Source organism: Bacillus sp. XB1 (genome assembly GCF_053557995.1).
On sequence record NZ_JBNRIL010000001.1, the window covers coordinates 1,500,173 to 1,517,813 of the forward strand.

Below are 17,641 nucleotides of genomic sequence, written 5' to 3' on the forward strand. Positions count from 1 at the left end.
TTAACCCACTAATCGCTTCATATCACGTATAATGTCTTCGTATGGCGTATTACTAATGCCACTATACTTTTTCATTACTTTTCCGTTTTGATCAATTAAATAAAATGATGTCCCATGCATGACCTGACCGTTCTCCGGCTTATCAACAAGTGATTGGAAATTATCTTTTGAAAACTTTGTAATATCTTCTAACGAATACCCCGTTAATAAATTCCAGTTACTAGTATCCTCTGTAAACTTTTGAATAAAAGCTTTCAGATTTTCTGGCTTATCAAGGTCTGGATCTACACTAAATGAAACAAACTGAACGTCTAATTTCTCTTCTTTTGCCATCTTTTGAAGCTTGGCCATATTTGCAGTCATTGGTGGACAAACTGTCTGACAATTTGTGAACATAAAATCTGCAACCCAAACTTTCCCTTTTAAATCTTTTGTACCAAATTTCTTTCCATCTTGATTTGTAAATTGGAAGGTTTCTAAATCCCAATTTAATGGTTTACGAAGCTTTGAACCTGATTCACTACATCCAGCAAGTACAAAGAGACAAAATACAACCATAAGACCAATTATTTTTTGATAACGCTTCATTTATAAACCTCTTTTCTCTATCCTAAATTTAAATAGGTTATGTTTATAATAACAAAAGTTAACACTACGAGAAAATTGTTTACTACATTTGTTCACGAAATCGTACGAATTTACGTATGTTACTTCTTTATTTCAAGCGAATTACTAGACAAAATATATTTTTTTACTATTATTTCTCTAAATAAAAGTGATAAAACTAATTTCATTGTTACTTTTGTAAATACCTCTCCCTATTTTTTAACAATTCCTTAAACATTAATCCATGTTTTACACTGTATTCCTTAACAACATTTCGGTACAATACAAATACAACGATTTTAAATGAGGTGATGTTCATGGCAAAGCGCTATGAAAATATGGATAATGTTAGTACAAAAAAATCAATTCGCTCTTTTTTACGCTGGCGTAAAGAACGAAAGCAAAACAAAAAAGATTTTTCTTTCTTAGTAGAACAATCACCCGTTAAACAAAGTGCATTTTTGCAAAGTAATGTTGAAAAAACGACTATCACATGGATTGGGCATTCCACTTTTCTTATCCAAACGAATGGACTTAATATATTAACAGATCCAGTATGGGCTAATAAATTAAAGCTAGTTCCAAGACTTACAGAACCTGGACTCTCTATAGAAGCACTACCTAAAATTGATATTGTCCTTATTTCACATGGTCATTATGATCATTTAGATTTTTCAACTCTTCGTCAGTTGAATGATGATGTTCTATATCTTGTACCTATTGGATTAAAAAAATTATTTACTCGTAAGAAATTTAAACATGTAGAAGAGTATAAATGGTGGGAAAGTACGATAATTAACGAAGTTTCTTTTCACTTCGTACCTGCTCAGCACTGGACGAGAAGATTCTTATTTGATATGAATACGTCTCACTGGGGCGGATGGATTATTGATAATGAAACGACTATGGAAACCATATATTTTTGTGGCGACAGTGGCTATTTCCAAGGTTTCAAAGAAATTGGTGAACGCTTTTTAATTGATATTGCTCTTATGCCCATTGGCGCTTATGAACCAGAATGGTTTATGAAAGTATCTCATGTTTCACCTGAAGAGGCCGTGCAAGCTTATTTAGATTTAAACGCTACACATTTTATACCAATGCATTACGGAGCTTTTGCACTCGCCGATGAAACACCTCGTGAAGCAATAACTAGACTTCGAAATAATTGGAATTTGCGCATGTTACCGTGGGAACAACTGCATGTACTCTTTTTAGGTCAAACTTTTATTTATAGTAACGCAACAAATGATAAGCAAATAAACGAAAAAATTGAAACTTTACATGTGTAACGTAATGACTGATTTTCTATATCCAACATATAATATAGAAAATCCTATAGTGAAACTTTAATTAGTGGGATTTCTTCATCCCCACTGATTATTTGCCTTCATCAATCAAGCTTTTACGGGCAGCCCGCTACCTAACCTCTTTGCTCCAGCTAAATTTGAGGTAGAGAGTTTTACTGTCCGCAAATAGCGGGATAAAGGGTGTTTTCTATGAATGAATATTTACAGACTCGCTATATCATTAGCGGTAGTGCCTGTGTAGCTCTTCTTATTTCTTACTTTCTATTTACATAAAAAAGCTACTTGAAATATATTTTCAAGTAGCTTTTTTATTACTCTGCTAAATACATAAATCCGATTGCGCCCGGACCTGTATGAGTACTAATAATAGGCGTTGTGTAGAAAATTTCTGATTGAGCAAATCCACTCACTTTTTCAACCGCCGCTTTCATACTTTCAGCTAAAGGAATTGCTTTCGCATGCGGAATTGCAACAGCTTTTACGACTTTTCCAGCCGTATCTTGCTCAAATAACTTAGCTAATGTTTTTACAATTTGGCCTTGGCTACGAACTTTCGTTACAGGATTATAAACACCGTCTTCAAGACTAGCAATCGGCTTTATATTAAGTAGCGAACCGATAAACGCTTTTCCTTTACCGATACGTCCACCCTTCACTAAGTTTTCTAATGTATCCACTACTACATATAAACGAGTATTCTTTCTTACTTCATCTACACGTTTTAAAATTTCTTCTAGTGAGCGTCCGTCATTTGCCATTTTGGCAGCTTCAATTACTTGATATGCTAAAGCATGTGTAATAAATTGAGAATCAACAACTGTTACTTTTGTATCAGTCATTGATGCAGCGCTATTTGCAGTTGCTACAGTACCGCTCATTCCACTTGTCATATGGATAGAAAGGACTTCGCTTCCATCTTCCCCTAGCTTGTCATACATTTCTACAAATGTACCCATAGCTGGTTGTGATGTTTTTGGTAATTCCTCTGATTTAATCATTTCTTCAATAAATTCGTCAGGTTGTAAATCAACGCGATCTAAATATGTTTGTCCATTTACAGAGATTGATAATGGTAAAACATGAATGTCATACTTTTCGATTACGTCTTGTGATAAATCTGCCGTTGAATCTGTTACAATTTTAATTTTTTGCATACTATACTTCTTCCCTTTCCAATACGCTCTCCTTGTTATTATACTAGTATTCCCATTGCTTTCAACAATTTGGAACGAAATTTCATCAAATTAATTATATTTTCATATCTAAAATGAAAAAGACAGAGTTTACTAACCCTGTCCGTACTTCGTATCATGCATTTTTTTCAAGGGTATTTGTTTTATATACATTTAAATAATCATTCCACTTCAAACAATTTTGTAAATATTCACGGAAAGAATACGAAAATCTTGGGTGTTTTTGTTTTTGAATTTTTGCAATAAATAATTGAAGACGAGACTGAATTAGAAACGATAATGGATGCTGTGCCTGTAGGACAGGGATTTCGAATATTTTAATGCAATCCCCTGTTGAATGAGTGAAATAAAAACTTTTCGTAATCACAATATCAATCCTCTTTTTCATTGGATTTTTGAACTTCCTCTACTTTGCGCTGTAACACGTTGTTTAAAGTGGAGTAAAATCAGACTTATATGATTTCTGTAGTCCTTATGGCTAGAAGATTTATACTCTATTCATCTCCACCTAATTCACCTTCCCGTCCTAAATATCTCTGAGACGGGAATCTCATTATCCATCAATTGTTTAATACATTTAGTATAAGCTTATAAAAGCGCAAAGTTTGTCTAAATTTTGGAGATTCTATAATTTTTTTCTTCTATATATTGTATACGTTTATAGCTATAGTATAACAAATAAATAAAAAAGTGCCTTTATAACGAGGCACTTTTCGACTGCATTTCTTCTCTTTTCTTTTTCCTCTTACTAACAACCTTTGATAACGCAATACTTACTTCATAAATAAAAATAAGCGGCACTGCAACTAAACTATGAGATAAAAAGTCTGGCGGTGATATACAAGATGCAATGATAATTAATGCTACGTAAGCATACCTTCTTATTTTTATTAAAAATTCCGCCGTAAGTATTCCAATACTAGTTAAAAACATTACAACGACTGGCAATTCAAAAATCACAGCAAATGGAACTGTTAAATTAAGTACAAAATGAAAATACTTTTCTGTCGTAAACATCGTATTAAACATTTCATTACCTATCGTAGTTAAAAAGTGAAATAGAAACGGCATTACAATGAAATATCCAAAACATAAACCTGCGAGAAATAATATAGACAATACCGGTATATACATTATTGTCATCTTTTGTTCATTTGGATGTAAACCCGGTTTTACAAATAACCAAATTTGTATAGCAGCAAAAGGAATTGTACAAACGATAGCAAATACTGTAGCAATCGAGAAAAAAATCCACAATACATCACTTGGACCGAGAACAGTTAATTTCATTGGTAAATCTTTTACAAGCCAAAAATAAATATCCTTTGTAAAAGTAAATCCAATAATTAAAAATAGTACAAAGGATAACACCGTATATATTACTCTTTTTCGAAGCTCAACAATATGTTCTACTACGCTCATTTCCCGATCTTCCATCTCGTTCACCACACTTTATTTATCCATTACAAGGAAAATACACTACATTTTTTCTTTCTTTTCCTTTTCTTGAAATGCGTCATCTGTCAATTCTTTCGTTGATTTTTTAAACTCTTTTAACGTTTCTCCTAAAGCCTTCCCGATTTCCGGCAATTTTTTAGGTCCAAATAAAATGAGTACTGCTACTAAAATTAAAATTAACCCTGGAAAGCCAATATTTGAAAACATTTCCCCATCCCCTTTATTAGTAGTTTCCTTGTCCTACTATTACATAATTTTATTTTGTCAAAAAAGTTTGAAAACGTCAACAAATCCATTGTCTTTTGTCAAAAAAATTCAAAAATATAATCAATTATACAAATTTCATTTTCTATTGCTCTTGTGTATGATATGGTAAGGGAAATGACATATTATTTTATGATAGTAGAAAGGATTTGCATTATGACTGAAAAAATGACACGAATGACTCAATTTGTAAAAGAAGAAATTGCAAATGCAATTACACATGGTATCGGTGCCATTTTAAGCATCCCTGCCTTAATCATATTGATTATTCATGCTTCTAAGCACGGTACCGCATCAGCTGTAGTTGCATTTACTGTTTATGGTGTAAGCATGTTCTTACTGTACTTGTTTTCAACATTGCTACATAGCATTCATCATCCTAAAGTAGAAAAAATATTTACTATTTTAGATCATTCAGCCATTTACTTATTGATTGCTGGCACGTATACTCCTTTTCTACTTATTACACTTCGTGGCCCATTAGGATGGACGTTGCTTGCTATAATATGGACACTAGCAATCGGAGGTATCGTCTTCAAAATTTTCTTTGTACGTCGCTTTATAAAGGCTTCAACTTTATGTTACATCATTATGGGTTGGCTCATAATCGTTGCCATTAAACCACTTTATGAAAATCTAACTGGACATGGTTTTTCACTACTTTTAGCAGGTGGAATTTTATATTCTGTCGGAGCTATATTCTTCCTTTGGGAAAAGCTACCTTTCAACCATGCTATATGGCACCTGTTCGTTTTAGGTGGTAGTGCGATGATGTTCTTCTGTGTACTCTTTTATGTCTTACCTACAGCATAATAAAAAAGGATTCAGCTTATCGTAAGCTGAATCCTTTTTTATTACTTATGTAATTGTGATGCGATAACTTCCTGTGTATGCTTCGTTAATTCTTTAATATCCATATTCGCATAATCTTCAGGTGTAATCGGCTTAGAAATTGTTACTGTTGCATGAGCTGGCTTCATACGATTTCCATTCGCTTCAAACATCTTATATGTACCATCTAACGTTACAGGTAAAATTGCTACACCTGACTTTACTGCCAGATGAAAACTACCAGCCTTAAACTCTCCAACTTCGCCACCCTTACTTCTCGTTCCTTCAGGGAAAATTACGATAGAATGTCCATTCTTTAATAGTTCAATTCCATCTTTAATCGCTTGAAGAGATTGACGACGATCGCTACGATCCATAAATACACAATTCATAAGTTCCATCCAAGTTGGTACAACTGGGAACTTTTTAATCTCTGCTTTTGAAACGAATCCAATTGGTTTATTTAAGTAACCTAGTAAAACAGGGATATCCATATTACTTTGGTGATTACTTACAACTAGTACTGGCTTGTCTTTCGGAACATTTTCAAGTCCTTTCACTTCTACTGCCCCTCCAGCTACACGTACCATTTTCTTACCAAACCAATTTGTCGTTTTATACACAGCATTATCTTTTTCTTTTGGCGCCATCGTATTTACTTGTCTTTTAAGACGCCACATTCTCGGTGTAATCGCAATTACGATTAAAATTAAATAAAAGATTTTAAAAAACGTTTGAATCATACAGAACCCCCACCTATTATCATTCCGACCTTCATTATACTAGACAAACGAAGGAAAAAGAAGAAAAAAAGTCCAAACAGCAAGTGTTCGGACTTTTTAAGCATTCTATATTAGAAACGTTTTGCTAATTCACGAGCATTAGCAATTGCTGCTTCTTTAATTTCTTGTGCTTTTTCAGGGTTTGCATTCATACCTTCAACTGCGATATATTCAGTATCATTTACACCAACAAATCCTAATACAGTCTTTAAGTGATTGCGACCGAAGTCTACAGCTGCGTATGCTCCTTCAGAATATACGCCACCTGTTGCCTGAATGTGAAGTGCTTTTTTACCTTCTAATAAGCCGACTGGACCATTTTCAGTATATTTGAATGTTTTACCTGCGATTGCTACGTTATCTAAGTATGCTTTTACTACTGGTGGATAGCTAAAGTTCCACATTGGAGTTACGAATACATAACGATCTGCATTCATAAATGTTTCTAAGTTTGTGTTCATTGCTGCTACTTTTTGTTGTTGAACTTCAGTTAAAGCTTCAAAGCCTTCACCTGCTGCAAATTTACCCCAAGCAGCAAATACATCTGCATCAATTGCTGGTACTGTAGTGTTGAATAAATCAATTGTTACAACTTCGTCTTGTGGATGTTCGTTTTTATAAGCTTCGATGAAAGCTTCCCCTACTGCCATTCCGAAAGAACCTTCTGCTGAATTTGGATTTGCTGTGATAAATAGTACTTTTGTCATTGTATTCTCTCCCTTTTTTCTCTTTATCTTTAATTCAAGATTTGTTTTTTAAAAGTTAATAACTTACCTTATGTAAGTATAATACAAAAAGTTTTAATCAATGTCAATAAAAAATAGCTACTTTTTTTTCGTAAGTTAGATTTACTTTGTTTCCTTAAAATTCAGTATACAGATATTAAGAACTCTTTCATATAAAAAGGCTACCTCTACAACTTATAGAGATAGCCTACTATTACATATTATTTTTGAAATACATGTTTTACTTTTTCAGCTGGAATATTACTTCCGCCTCTACCTTTTACATCTTCAATCATCATTGTAATGACCATATCTGGGGAATTTAAATCAAATGCAGCGAACCAACCTAGTTCTTTTCCTTCGGCCTCTTTTGATACTTTTAATTCCGCTGTACCTGTTTTTCCAGCAAGAGTCATGCCATCAATTTTAGCAATTTTCCCTGTACCATCTGGATCATTAATTACTTTCGTCATTGCAGTTTTTAATATATCCTGATTTCCTTTAGAAATTACATTTTCTTTCCAAGCTTTTGGTTGTTTATCTGTTTTAATAATATACGGTGACGGAATCGTTCCATCATTTACAATTGGCGCATACGTTAAAGCTAAATGAAGAGGAGTCATTAATACTTGTCCTTGTCCATATCCCGTATCTGCCATTTGAATATCATTTTTAATGCCGTCATTTGCAATTTTAGAAGCAGGGAATCCATATTCAATTGGTAGTTTCTCATCGAATCCGAATTTTTTTGCTTCACTCATAAACTTGTCTTTTCCAATTTTCAAAGCTTCTTGTGCGAAGTAAATATTATCCGAGTATTTCATCGCCTTATCAAGATCAATCGGATTTGCATCTTTCACACGCGTTACATAGTAATTACCCCAAGAAGAATCTTTTGTCCATTTTAATCCTTCAATTTTCAACTCTTCTTTTGGATCAATCGTTTTCGTTTCAAGACCAATTGCAGCTGTAATAGGTTTAAATACAGAACCTGGTACCGACAATTGTGTAAAGCGATTTGTCATTGGTTTTTTCGGATCATTATTCCAAGCTTCGCGTTGTCCCTTCGATGTCCCTCGTGCAATTATATTAGGATCATATGCTGGACTACTTACTAGTGCAATTGTTTCTCCACTTTTCGGATTAATTGCTGCACTTGAACCAGCTTCGCCCTTCATTTCATTATACGTTTTTTCTTGAACAGCACTATCAATAGTTAAAGTTACATTTTCTCCATCAACAGCATCTGTTTTTGCCAAGTTTTTAATTTCTTTTCCTTGCGCATCTTCTACAAAGACACGGCCACCTTTTTTACCGCGTAACTTTTCCTCTAATACTTGCTCTAAACCAGCTTTACCAACTGGGTCATCAGCTTGATAGCCTTTCTTTTGTAGCGTTTTTAAATCTTCAGCATTTACCTTTCCAATATAACCAGTCAGATGAGCTGCCGCTTCCCCTAACGGATATGTACGAACATTTACAGGTTTTGTTGAAACACCTGGTAAATCAATGTACGTATTTTGTGTTGCCCCTTCAGGCAAAATTCCAATTGGTACGAGATACCCTGGTTTTACCCATTTAGCAGCTAATTTTTGATCAATTTCTTCTACAGACATATTTAATAACTTCGCTACTGTTTCTTTCGTTTGCGGAGCAGTATCGCCTAACTTTTCAGGAATCAATCCGATTTCAGAAGCTTTCCCATTCGTTGCAAGACCTTTTCCATTACGATCGTATATTTCACCACGTTTTGGCTGTGTTGTCTGCATACGCACTTTACTATCTTTCGTCATACCTGGGAAAATAAAATCAGGAGTCCAATCTATTTTCCAAGATTCTTTATCTCCATCTTTTTCTTTCACCATTTTTGCTTCATGACCAAATGTAATTTTACCACCAACTGTATCCATGCTTACTTTAAAAGGAACAGGGCCTTCATCTTTTTTATCTTCTTTTACTTCCCCTGCTTCTACCTTTAAGTCTTTCACTTCGATACCAGAATAAATTTTTTCATATTTCTCAGTAAACTCTTTCTTTGAAATATCTTTTTTTGCATTTTTTGATAGTTGATCATACATATCTGCAAATTTTTGTTTATTCCACGCTTTTACATATGTATCAAACGCTTCTTGTGGTTTTTCTTCTTTACCACATCCAACTAACATGAATGTTAAGCAAAGAAAAAGAATCCCCCATATCTTTCTCAATCGATTCTCCTCCTCTTTCTATATTAGTACTTTTGAAAATTTTAGCATTTTTACATGCTACCTATCATTATAGCACTATCGAATCTCATCTATAAACTTATATTGGTGAATATAAATAAAAAGATTGATGCGAATTCTCACATCAATCTTTTTTATTATTGTTGCTTCTCATATACATGGTAATAATACGTATACGGGTTTTTTTCATCCGTTAAACCTTTTTCTACAAAAATCTCTTTCCAATTTGTCATATCCATTTCTGGGAAGAATGTATCTCCTTCAAATGCATGATGGATTTTTGTTATATATAACTTGTCTACATAAGGTAAAAAGAGGTCGTAAATTTGCGCTCCACCAAAAATAAAAATCTCTTCTTCATTTTTACATAGTTCAAACACTTCTTCTACAGAATGAACAACTTCACAACCTTCAACATGATACCCTTCATTACGAGTTACAATAATATTACGTCTTCCAGGCAGTGGTCTACCAATCGCTTCATAGTTCTTTCTTCCCATAATAAGCGGGTGACCCATCGTTGTTTTCTTCACGTATTGTAATTCACTCGGTAAACGCCAAGGTAAATTATTATCTTTACCAATTACTCTATTTTCGTCCATAGCGACCATAAATGAAACAATCATTTTTTCATCTCCTCTACAATTATACTGCAACCGGTGCTTTAATTGCTGGATGCGGATCGTATCCTTCAATCGTTAAATCTTCCATTTCAAAATCGAAAACAGATTTCACATCTGGATTTAATGTAAGTTTCGGGAATGGACGTGGTTCACGTGCCAATTGCTTTTCTACTTGTTCAAAATGATTTGTATAAATGTGTGCATCACCAATTGTATGAACAAATTCTCCCACTTCAAGTCCGCATTCATGTGCAATTAAATGTGTTAGTAGTGAGTAACTTGCAATGTTAAATGGAATTCCAAGGAATATGTCACCACTTCTTTGATATAACTGACAAGAAAGCTTTCCATCTGCTACATAAAACTGGAATAGCGTATGACAAGGCGGTAAGGCCATACTTGGTACATCTTCTGGATTCCAAGCAGAAACGATTAAACGACGTGAGTCTGGTGTTTTTTTAATCATTTCAATTACATCTTTTAATTGATCAAGTGTCTCACCTGCGGTCGTTTTCCAAGCACGCCACTGTTTACCGTAAACGTCTCCTAAATAACCATATTTATTTGAGAACTCATCATCTTCTAAAACGTTCTTTTTAAACAATTCCATTTGCTCGTCGTACTGTACTTTAAATTCTTCATCTTGTTGTGAGCGAAGACCAAAATCAGTCATGTCAGGACCAGTATACTCATCACTTTCTACCCAGCTCTTAAAAGCCCATTCATTCCAAATGTTATTATTATGCTGCAATAAATAGCGAATATTTGTATCACCTTTCATAAACCAAAGTAGTTCACTTGCTACAAGGCGAAATGGTACTCTTTTTGTCGTTAATAAAGGAAATCCTTTGCTCAAATCAAAACGCATTTGATATCCAAATACAGATACCGTTCCTGTCCCTGTACGATCTTCTTTCTTCGTACCATGTTCCATTACATGGCGGCATAAATTTAAGTATTCATTTTCAGCATGTTTCATATGTAGGAAAACCTTCTTTCAATCGTATATGGAATTTATCATAACATGAAAAATGGTAAATTTAATAATCTTAATTAATAAAATTTCTTGCGCTAATTCTTACAAAATTATTAACTTTCCATATTTTAAAAGGTTTTCATTTTCTATTACCGAAAGTATAGTGCGGTAGATCAAAATTTATATTTGGAGGTTAGAAATATGTCTAAAATTGAAACACCTGTTATGACTTCTTTACAAACCACGGTTGAAAAAATGATGAAGGATTTAAATGTTCCTGGTGTTGCTGTCGCTGTTATAAAAGACGGTGAAGTTATTCTTTCAGAAGGTTTCGGCTATCGTAATATAGAAACAAAAGAGGCTGTTACACCGAATACTCGATTCGCAATCGGTTCCTCAACGAAAGCGTTTGGTACACTTTCATTAAGCTTGTTAGCACAGCAAAAAAAGTTTAATTGGGATGCTCCTGTCCCGTCTTATATACCTAACTTTACTTTATCTGAACTACTTGCTAGCTCACAAGTTACAGGACGGGATTTAGCTTCTCATCGAACTGGAGTGAGTCGTCATGAGGCTCTTTGGTACAGTTCTTCCTTATCTCGAAAAGATCTCGTTGAAAAAATAAAACATTTACCACTTGATGCACCGTTCCGGACTGCATTTCTATATAACAACTTAATGTATGCAACAATTAGCTACATTGTTGAAAACATTACAAATCAAACGTGGGAGCAATACACTACAGAACATATTTTAGAACCTTTAAATATGAGACATACAAACTTCTCTGTTAACGATTCACAAACTACAGATGATTACGCTTTACCTTACATTGAAAATGACGGTGAAATAAAAGCAGTTCCATTCCGTAACATCGATACAGTTGGCGCTGCTGGGTGTATTAATTCCACAATTGAAGATATGGCAAATTGGGTACTTCTCCACTTAAATGAAGGAAAATTTGGAGATCATGAATTAATCTCCTCTGAATTATTACAACAAATGTATACACCACACAATTCAATTCCAGACCAACCGGTTTTATCACTCCCTGAATCTCCATTAAATAGTTACGGTCTTGGTTGGTTTATTAGCGCTTATCGTGGTAAAAAAGTGATTCATCATGGCGGTAATATCGATGGATTTTCAGCGCTTGTTTCATTCATACCAACAGAAAACATAGGCCTTGTCATTTTAACGAATGCTGGAGGAACATTACTTCCTACTTATCTCGCTAATCAAATTTATGACGAACTACTTGAATTAGAATCCATTGATTGGCATAAACGTGCTGTAGAAGATACTAAAAAAATGAAGGAAATGATGAAAGAAGCAACTGAATCCCTCCCTGAACAAATTAAAGGGACTACACCTTCGCACAAGTTAGAGGATTATACTGGTACTTTTGAACATCCTGCATACGGAACATTACAAGTATACAAACGAGATGATTCGTTATATGTACAATTTATGGAAATGGATATTCAATTAGAGCATCATCATTACGACATCTTCTCCACAAAAGTTGACTTATTCCAAATGAAAATGAGCTTATTATTCGCTTATGAAATGAATGTAAGTGGTGAATTCCCATCCCTTCAGTTACATGTACCAGCTACATTAAGTACTCAGCCGCTTACATTTAAGAAAATTAAATAAGTATCTTGATGGTAAAAAATAAAGGTAGGTGCGAATCACACCTACCTTTTCTATTTCATATCAATCTTATCTGGTTGAAACCAAATTGGCTTCGATAACTCAAAGTTATTATGATCCTCTAAAACTATAGTAAGACGCTCTAACATATCATCTAACATATGCGGCGCTGCTCGTAATGTCCAGACAACTGAGGAGAAAACTGTCATGCCAACATACACCGTGTATAATTTCCAGAACTCCTCTGGTATTTTCCTATTAAAGTATCCTTCTATTTGTCCGATTGAATACGGAATACTAATATCCCTTGCAAACAGTGCAATTTTTACGAAATCATGAATTGGGTCACCCCAGTCATAGCCATTAAAATCAACAACACCTACATATTTTCCATCCCGTACAATTATATTTTCTAAATGAAAATCATCGTGTTGAAATCGATTCGGGCGGCTCTTTAAATATATTTCATTTTCTTCTATAAACTTTATGATTTTATCATCATTTTTTATTTTTATTCCGCATGTTTTGTATACCTCTACATATTTACTATGTTTTTTCATAGCTCTTTCATACCATGGAAGTATATCCTTAGGAGCTTCAAATGTATGCATTTTTGCTAAATCTTTTCCTGCCTCTATACCAATATCATATTGTTCTTTTGGTGAATATGTAGGCAATAGCTTCTTCGCATCTTCCCCTTCTAAATATGAAAAAATACTATAGCATACACCTTCTTCTTCCAATATACCTATTTCAATTGGCCTTTGTGCCTGTACGTTACGTTTTACCATTTCATTTAAAATTTGAAACTCTATTTTCTTTCTTTCATACTCTTTTATATCGCCTGTCCGAAATAAATATTTTTCATTATTTGCATTCGTAATTATATATTTCTTATCAGGCGAAAAACCTTTAGAAATTTCTTCAATATTCGCTGCATCTTTTACTATTTGTATATTGCTTTGCCGTGCTGTAATTATTATCTTCATATCTATTCCCCTTACATTTCTGCATTTGGTGTATAGGCAACTTCTACAATAAATCCATTCGGATCGTAAAAATCAATCGTATAGTAACCTTCCGAATAATGATTCATTTCAATTGGACCACGTATTACCTTCACTTTCGTACTAGAAAGAAAATCTGCTACTTCATCAACTACTTCTCTATGAATAGCTTGATAACAAATATGTCTAGGCCCTAACGTCCTTACAATTTCCTCATCTACTTCTTTAAAGTATATTTCACTTTCTCCTGTGCTATATGCTACTTCATTTAACTTTCTCCACCCAATTATAGAAAACAACTTATTATAAAAAGAAATGGACTCCTCTAAATTTGCTACCCAAAATTCAATATGATGAATGCCTGCTCGCAGTGTATTCATATTAAGAATACGCTCCTTGTACTACTTGCACAATTTCCATCGGCTTATGAACCATGTAATCTGGTGCATCTTTTTTCACTGTTTCAATAACATCATATCCCCAAGATACCCAAATTACGTTCACTCCAGCCTTTTTACACGCTGCTACGTCTCGCTGTTCATCACCGACATATAACATATCTTTCTCTGTTATCTTTTTCGATTTTAAAAATCTTTTTATCATCTTGTCTTTACCGAACAAATTTTTAGAACAATACACTTCTTGTATATTTTCTATATCATTCTTTTGTAAAAACGCCCGAATATGCTCTTCTGAGTTCGATGATATGACTGCAATTCCGTAGCCTTTTTTATGTAGTTCATCTAATACTTCCTTCATCCCATGGAACAAAATAAGATCTTTTATAGCAGGTTGATACAATTTATAAAACTCCAGCGCTAATATCGGTAGTTTATACAGTGGTACATCGAGTTGTTTACATCTCTCCGCCATCGTTAACTTGCGTAAATACTCAATTTCTTCTTCTCTTACCGTTTTATATCCGTGCTTTTCAGCAATTTGATTATAAATTGGTACAAATATATTTTGTGAATCTACTAATGTGCCATCAAAGTCAAAAACAATATATTTTTGCATTCCCATACTCCCTTTGCTTCTTTTTTCTAAACCTATGTTATTCAACAACATGGTTGTCTGTCCCTTCTATAAAAATAAAAAAGAACAAGATTTTCTCTTGTTCTTTTTAAGAAAGCCATTTCGGCGGTACATTCGTATTCCAATAAATATTTCCTAACTCATGATGTCCTGAGTATCCATCATCAAAACGATGATAATGGAAATTAAAATAATAACCATCTTGCGGTGGATGATCTCTTCTTACATGGAAACGCAATAAATCATTTCCTGATTTCGTATCGTAGACATGAAAAATCTTTTCATTATTCCCACCAGCTGGTTTTTGAGAAATCGCTAATGATTGTAGTGAATCTTCTGGTACATCACTAGCAAGCTCAGCAATTGCCTCTTCAATCTTTGGTAATATTACATCTTTAAATTCATCTTCAATTACTGGACCAATTTTAGTACCAAACTTTTGCATCGACTGCTTCTCTGCTTCTTGCATCGCATAAGTAATAAAAGTATCGGTGGTTAACCTGTCATTCGTTTCTTCATATGTATAGGACGTACTCTCCAAACTTTGTTGCCCAGCTGTGCTCGTAGGCTTGTCCGCAGCTTTGGCATTATCAAGCAATATGGAAGGAGGCGTCACTAAACCAAATGTAAATACGGTAATTAATGCGACTAAGGTTTTTCTAAACCAATTTGGCATTTATGTTCCCTCCCCTTTCACTCATTATTTTTTATATAACGGTGGTTTCTTCTATTATACAAAATGATTGTAATTTTTGCACTTTACAATTTTGTTAACGTTCACATATTTTTCACTTGAATATGAAATTGTAAGATTTCATACAATATTAATACCACGATATTGAGGAGGCACTTGAATGACTTTAGATGTCATGTATTCCGCCGCAAGCATACTCGTTTTAGTATATTTTATTTATCAATGTGTTACAGACTAGAAAAAGAGCCGTCAATGGCTCTTTTTTAATGGTAGAAATACAATCCATACAATTAATAAAATAAAAACAACGCTGCCTACCACAGCTGGCAATAAATAAAACTGTGAAAGTATAACTATTCCATATAAAAGTATTGCTGGTAGTAGTAAATAACGATCTGCCTTCCATCTTAACAATAGTAATTTCCCTTCATCACAATATAAACGAAGAAACATCTTATTCGTAAATTCATTCCAATAATCACGTGCATAGCGAGAAATTGCAACTACAGCAAATACGAGAACAATAGCTGCAATCCACCTTGGAGTCATAATTATACTTGCAGTACTGATACATACAATTTGAATATAAAATATTCGTGCAGTACTTGTACGGAAAAATTCTTTCAAAAAAGATTCGACAATACGAGAATCAGCTTTTTTCCCTAAAAGTCTTTTAGAGCGCGGAAACATCCACGGTTTTTTATTCGAACTACTCGGTTTAACCGCATGACCACCAACTTGCATAATTCCGCTCGTCCAGCGCATGCTTTCCTCCTTTTCTTTCTCGATTTCTTTAAAAAAGAACTTTTTATAATTCATTTTCTCTTTTACTAATACACTACTTAAGAAAATTACTAGACCGATAAATAAAATTGAATACAACGGATTTTTATAAATAAAAAATAAACTAATTCCAAAAAAGGACACGCTCATAGAAAATACTACATTTTTTACAATCCATAAAACCCATCGTTTCCCCACATGTACATGAACAAATCTCGTTAACAACGACAACATAAATCGAAATATAGTAAAGAATAACCAAAATAATAGGACTTGTATCTCTGTTACTTCGATACTTTTCATCAACACCGGTAACATAATAACGACTACTATTATATTCGTTATCGCTATTCGAACAAATGTGTACATCATGCCATACTGGACTAATTTTCGCATATGTGTTGCATACGAAATTAAAAATAAACTATCCGCTTGCTCAAAAAATGAACGAACTCCTCTTGGATATGTTACTAAATAAAATGCGAGTAATCCTAATCCGAAATAAATCGTCTCTTCCGTTGATAATTCATTTATCCATAGCGATCGATAATAGATTCCCATAAATATAAGTGCTGGAATAATAATATATAATGCGACTGTCCAATCTGTTACCGAACGTATAGACTTCCATTTCCGCTGGAGTTCATGGCGTAATCTCTTATAAAATTGTTGTTTAATCATGTTGTTCACGCCTTACAATTACATCAAAGCAGTCTAATAATGAACTACCCGGCATTTCCGCTAATATTTGAATAGATTCTAAATGTCCATCTGCGACTAATGTACCTTGTGAAATGAGTAAAAATCTTTCACAAATTTTTTCAGCAGTATCTAATACGTGCGTACAAAGTAAAATTCCTGCCCCGCGCTCTTTTTCTTTATATAAATAATTTAAAAACTCTTTCGTAGCTACTGGATCTAAACCGATAAAAGGTTCGTCAATGATATAAAAATCTGGCTCAGTTAAAAACGCCAATATTAGCATCGATTTTTGTTTCATGCCTTTTGAAAACTTTGATAAATACTCATGTTTATGCTTATTCATTCGAAAAGTATGTAATAATTGTTCCGCTCGTTCTTCCCAACTTCCCATTTCACTTCCACGAGCTGCCATTAATAATTCAATATGTTCCCAGAGCGTCAAGTAATCATAGTATGTTGGATGTTCTGGTACGTATGCATACGGATTTTTCTTTTCACCGAATGATATTTCACCGTCCATATTTACAAGTAATCCGAGTATCGTTTTAATCGTCGTACTCTTCCCAGCACCATTTGCTCCAATAAGAGCAACTAGTTCACCTTTTTCGATAGAAAAAGCTATATCATGAATTATTTTTTCGCCTATTTCATATCCAGCTGAGCGGATATTTACTTTTAACATGCATTCCCCTTCTTTCCATTTCTAATACAATCAAGGAAAAGAATAACATATAACTATCTATATATCATTATAAAATATTTATTTTCATA

The 17,641-nt window shown here is 33.8% G+C and carries 19 protein-coding genes; 3 read left to right on the plus strand and 16 right to left on the minus strand.

Annotated elements, in window-relative coordinates; translation table 11 throughout:
• Entirely contained in the window at window positions 1–588 is a 588-nt protein-coding gene (locus ACK1U5_RS07520) for an SCO family protein (protein WP_000833331.1), read from the minus strand.
• 335 nt (window positions 589–923) lie between these two features.
• On the opposite strand from ACK1U5_RS07520, the gene ACK1U5_RS07525 reads away from it, so the two are divergent.
• Window positions 924–1,898 carry an MBL fold metallo-hydrolase gene (locus ACK1U5_RS07525; RefSeq protein WP_001129628.1) on the plus strand — a complete coding sequence of 325 codons (975 nt, stop codon included), beginning with the start codon at window positions 924–926 and terminating at the stop codon, window positions 1,896–1,898.
• A gap of 329 nt (window positions 1,899–2,227) precedes the next feature.
• Here ACK1U5_RS07525 and ACK1U5_RS07530 read toward each other — a convergent pair whose 3' ends face one another.
• From ACK1U5_RS07530 to ACK1U5_RS07545, 4 genes are all read right to left on the minus strand, one after another.
• Window positions 2,228–3,070 carry a DegV family protein gene (locus ACK1U5_RS07530; protein WP_001169470.1) on the minus strand — a complete coding sequence of 281 codons (843 nt, stop codon included), beginning with the start codon at window positions 3,068–3,070 and terminating at the stop codon, window positions 2,228–2,230.
• 154 nt (window positions 3,071–3,224) lie between these two features.
• Window positions 3,225–3,476: a DUF2535 family protein gene (locus ACK1U5_RS07535; RefSeq protein WP_000629012.1), complete on the minus strand. Its 252-nt coding sequence runs from the start codon at window positions 3,474–3,476 to the stop codon at window positions 3,225–3,227.
• Window positions 3,477–3,805: 329 nt separating this feature from the next.
• A complete protein-coding gene (gene tatC, locus ACK1U5_RS07540) occupies window positions 3,806–4,546 on the minus strand; it encodes a twin-arginine translocase subunit TatC (RefSeq protein WP_069604970.1) in 741 nt (246 codons plus the stop codon).
• A gap of 42 nt (window positions 4,547–4,588) precedes the next feature.
• Entirely contained in the window at window positions 4,589–4,774 is a 186-nt protein-coding gene (locus ACK1U5_RS07545) for a twin-arginine translocase TatA/TatE family subunit (protein WP_000492443.1), read from the minus strand.
• A 213-nt stretch (window positions 4,775–4,987) separates the two neighbouring features.
• Between ACK1U5_RS07545 and trhA the strand changes: the two genes are divergently transcribed.
• Window positions 4,988–5,644 carry a PAQR family membrane homeostasis protein TrhA gene (gene trhA, locus ACK1U5_RS07550; RefSeq protein WP_000136889.1) on the plus strand — a complete coding sequence of 219 codons (657 nt, stop codon included), beginning with the start codon at window positions 4,988–4,990 and terminating at the stop codon, window positions 5,642–5,644.
• A 41-nt stretch (window positions 5,645–5,685) separates the two neighbouring features.
• On the opposite strand, the gene ACK1U5_RS07555 is transcribed toward trhA, so the two are convergent.
• The 5 genes from ACK1U5_RS07555 to ACK1U5_RS07575 form a co-directional block, all read right to left on the minus strand.
• Entirely contained in the window at window positions 5,686–6,405 is a 720-nt protein-coding gene (locus ACK1U5_RS07555; protein ID WP_000616577.1) for a lysophospholipid acyltransferase family protein, read from the minus strand.
• Between the two features lie 110 nt (window positions 6,406–6,515).
• Entirely contained in the window at window positions 6,516–7,151 is a 636-nt protein-coding gene (locus ACK1U5_RS07560; protein WP_000170025.1) for an FMN-dependent NADH-azoreductase, read from the minus strand.
• 239 nt (window positions 7,152–7,390) lie between these two features.
• Window positions 7,391–9,376, minus strand: a complete 1,986-nt coding sequence (pbpC, locus tag ACK1U5_RS07565) for a penicillin-binding protein 3 (protein ID WP_098300082.1) — start codon at window positions 9,374–9,376, stop codon at window positions 7,391–7,393.
• 155 nt (window positions 9,377–9,531) lie between these two features.
• Window positions 9,532–10,020 carry a dihydrofolate reductase gene (locus ACK1U5_RS07570; protein WP_000637206.1) on the minus strand — a complete coding sequence of 163 codons (489 nt, stop codon included), beginning with the start codon at window positions 10,018–10,020 and terminating at the stop codon, window positions 9,532–9,534.
• Window positions 10,021–10,039: 19 nt separating this feature from the next.
• On the minus strand, window positions 10,040–10,996 hold the full coding sequence (locus tag ACK1U5_RS07575) for a thymidylate synthase (RefSeq protein ID WP_000679609.1): 957 nt from the start codon (window positions 10,994–10,996) through the stop codon (window positions 10,040–10,042).
• 198 nt (window positions 10,997–11,194) lie between these two features.
• Here ACK1U5_RS07575 and ACK1U5_RS07580 point away from each other — a divergent pair, with 198 nt between their 5' ends.
• On the plus strand, window positions 11,195–12,652 hold the full coding sequence (locus ACK1U5_RS07580; RefSeq protein WP_069604968.1) for a serine hydrolase: 1,458 nt from the start codon (window positions 11,195–11,197) through the stop codon (window positions 12,650–12,652).
• 50 nt (window positions 12,653–12,702) lie between these two features.
• Here the strand turns inward: ACK1U5_RS07580 and ACK1U5_RS07585 are convergent, their stop codons facing one another.
• The 6 genes from ACK1U5_RS07585 to ACK1U5_RS07610 form a co-directional block, all read right to left on the minus strand.
• On the minus strand, window positions 12,703–13,638 hold the full coding sequence (locus ACK1U5_RS07585; RefSeq protein ID WP_069604967.1) for an aminoglycoside phosphotransferase family protein: 936 nt from the start codon (window positions 13,636–13,638) through the stop codon (window positions 12,703–12,705).
• 11 nt (window positions 13,639–13,649) lie between these two features.
• A complete protein-coding gene (locus ACK1U5_RS07590; RefSeq protein WP_001094668.1) occupies window positions 13,650–14,036 on the minus strand; it encodes a VOC family protein in 387 nt (128 codons plus the stop codon).
• Between the two features lies 1 nt (window position 14,037).
• Window positions 14,038–14,673 (minus strand): HAD family hydrolase, encoded by a 636-nt coding sequence (locus ACK1U5_RS07595; RefSeq protein ID WP_001987851.1) that lies wholly within the window; start codon window positions 14,671–14,673, stop codon window positions 14,038–14,040.
• Between the two features lie 106 nt (window positions 14,674–14,779).
• Window positions 14,780–15,367, minus strand: a complete 588-nt coding sequence (locus tag ACK1U5_RS07600) for a YpjP family protein (RefSeq protein ID WP_001134421.1) — start codon at window positions 15,365–15,367, stop codon at window positions 14,780–14,782.
• Window positions 15,368–15,634: 267 nt separating this feature from the next.
• On the minus strand, window positions 15,635–16,849 hold the full coding sequence (locus ACK1U5_RS07605; RefSeq protein ID WP_030025520.1) for an ABC transporter permease: 1,215 nt from the start codon (window positions 16,847–16,849) through the stop codon (window positions 15,635–15,637).
• On the minus strand, window positions 16,842–17,552 hold the full coding sequence (locus ACK1U5_RS07610) for an ABC transporter ATP-binding protein (RefSeq protein ID WP_000921904.1): 711 nt from the start codon (window positions 17,550–17,552) through the stop codon (window positions 16,842–16,844). Before ACK1U5_RS07610 ends, ACK1U5_RS07605 begins: the two co-directional genes overlap by 8 nt.
• Window positions 17,553–17,641 lie beyond the last annotated feature (89 nt).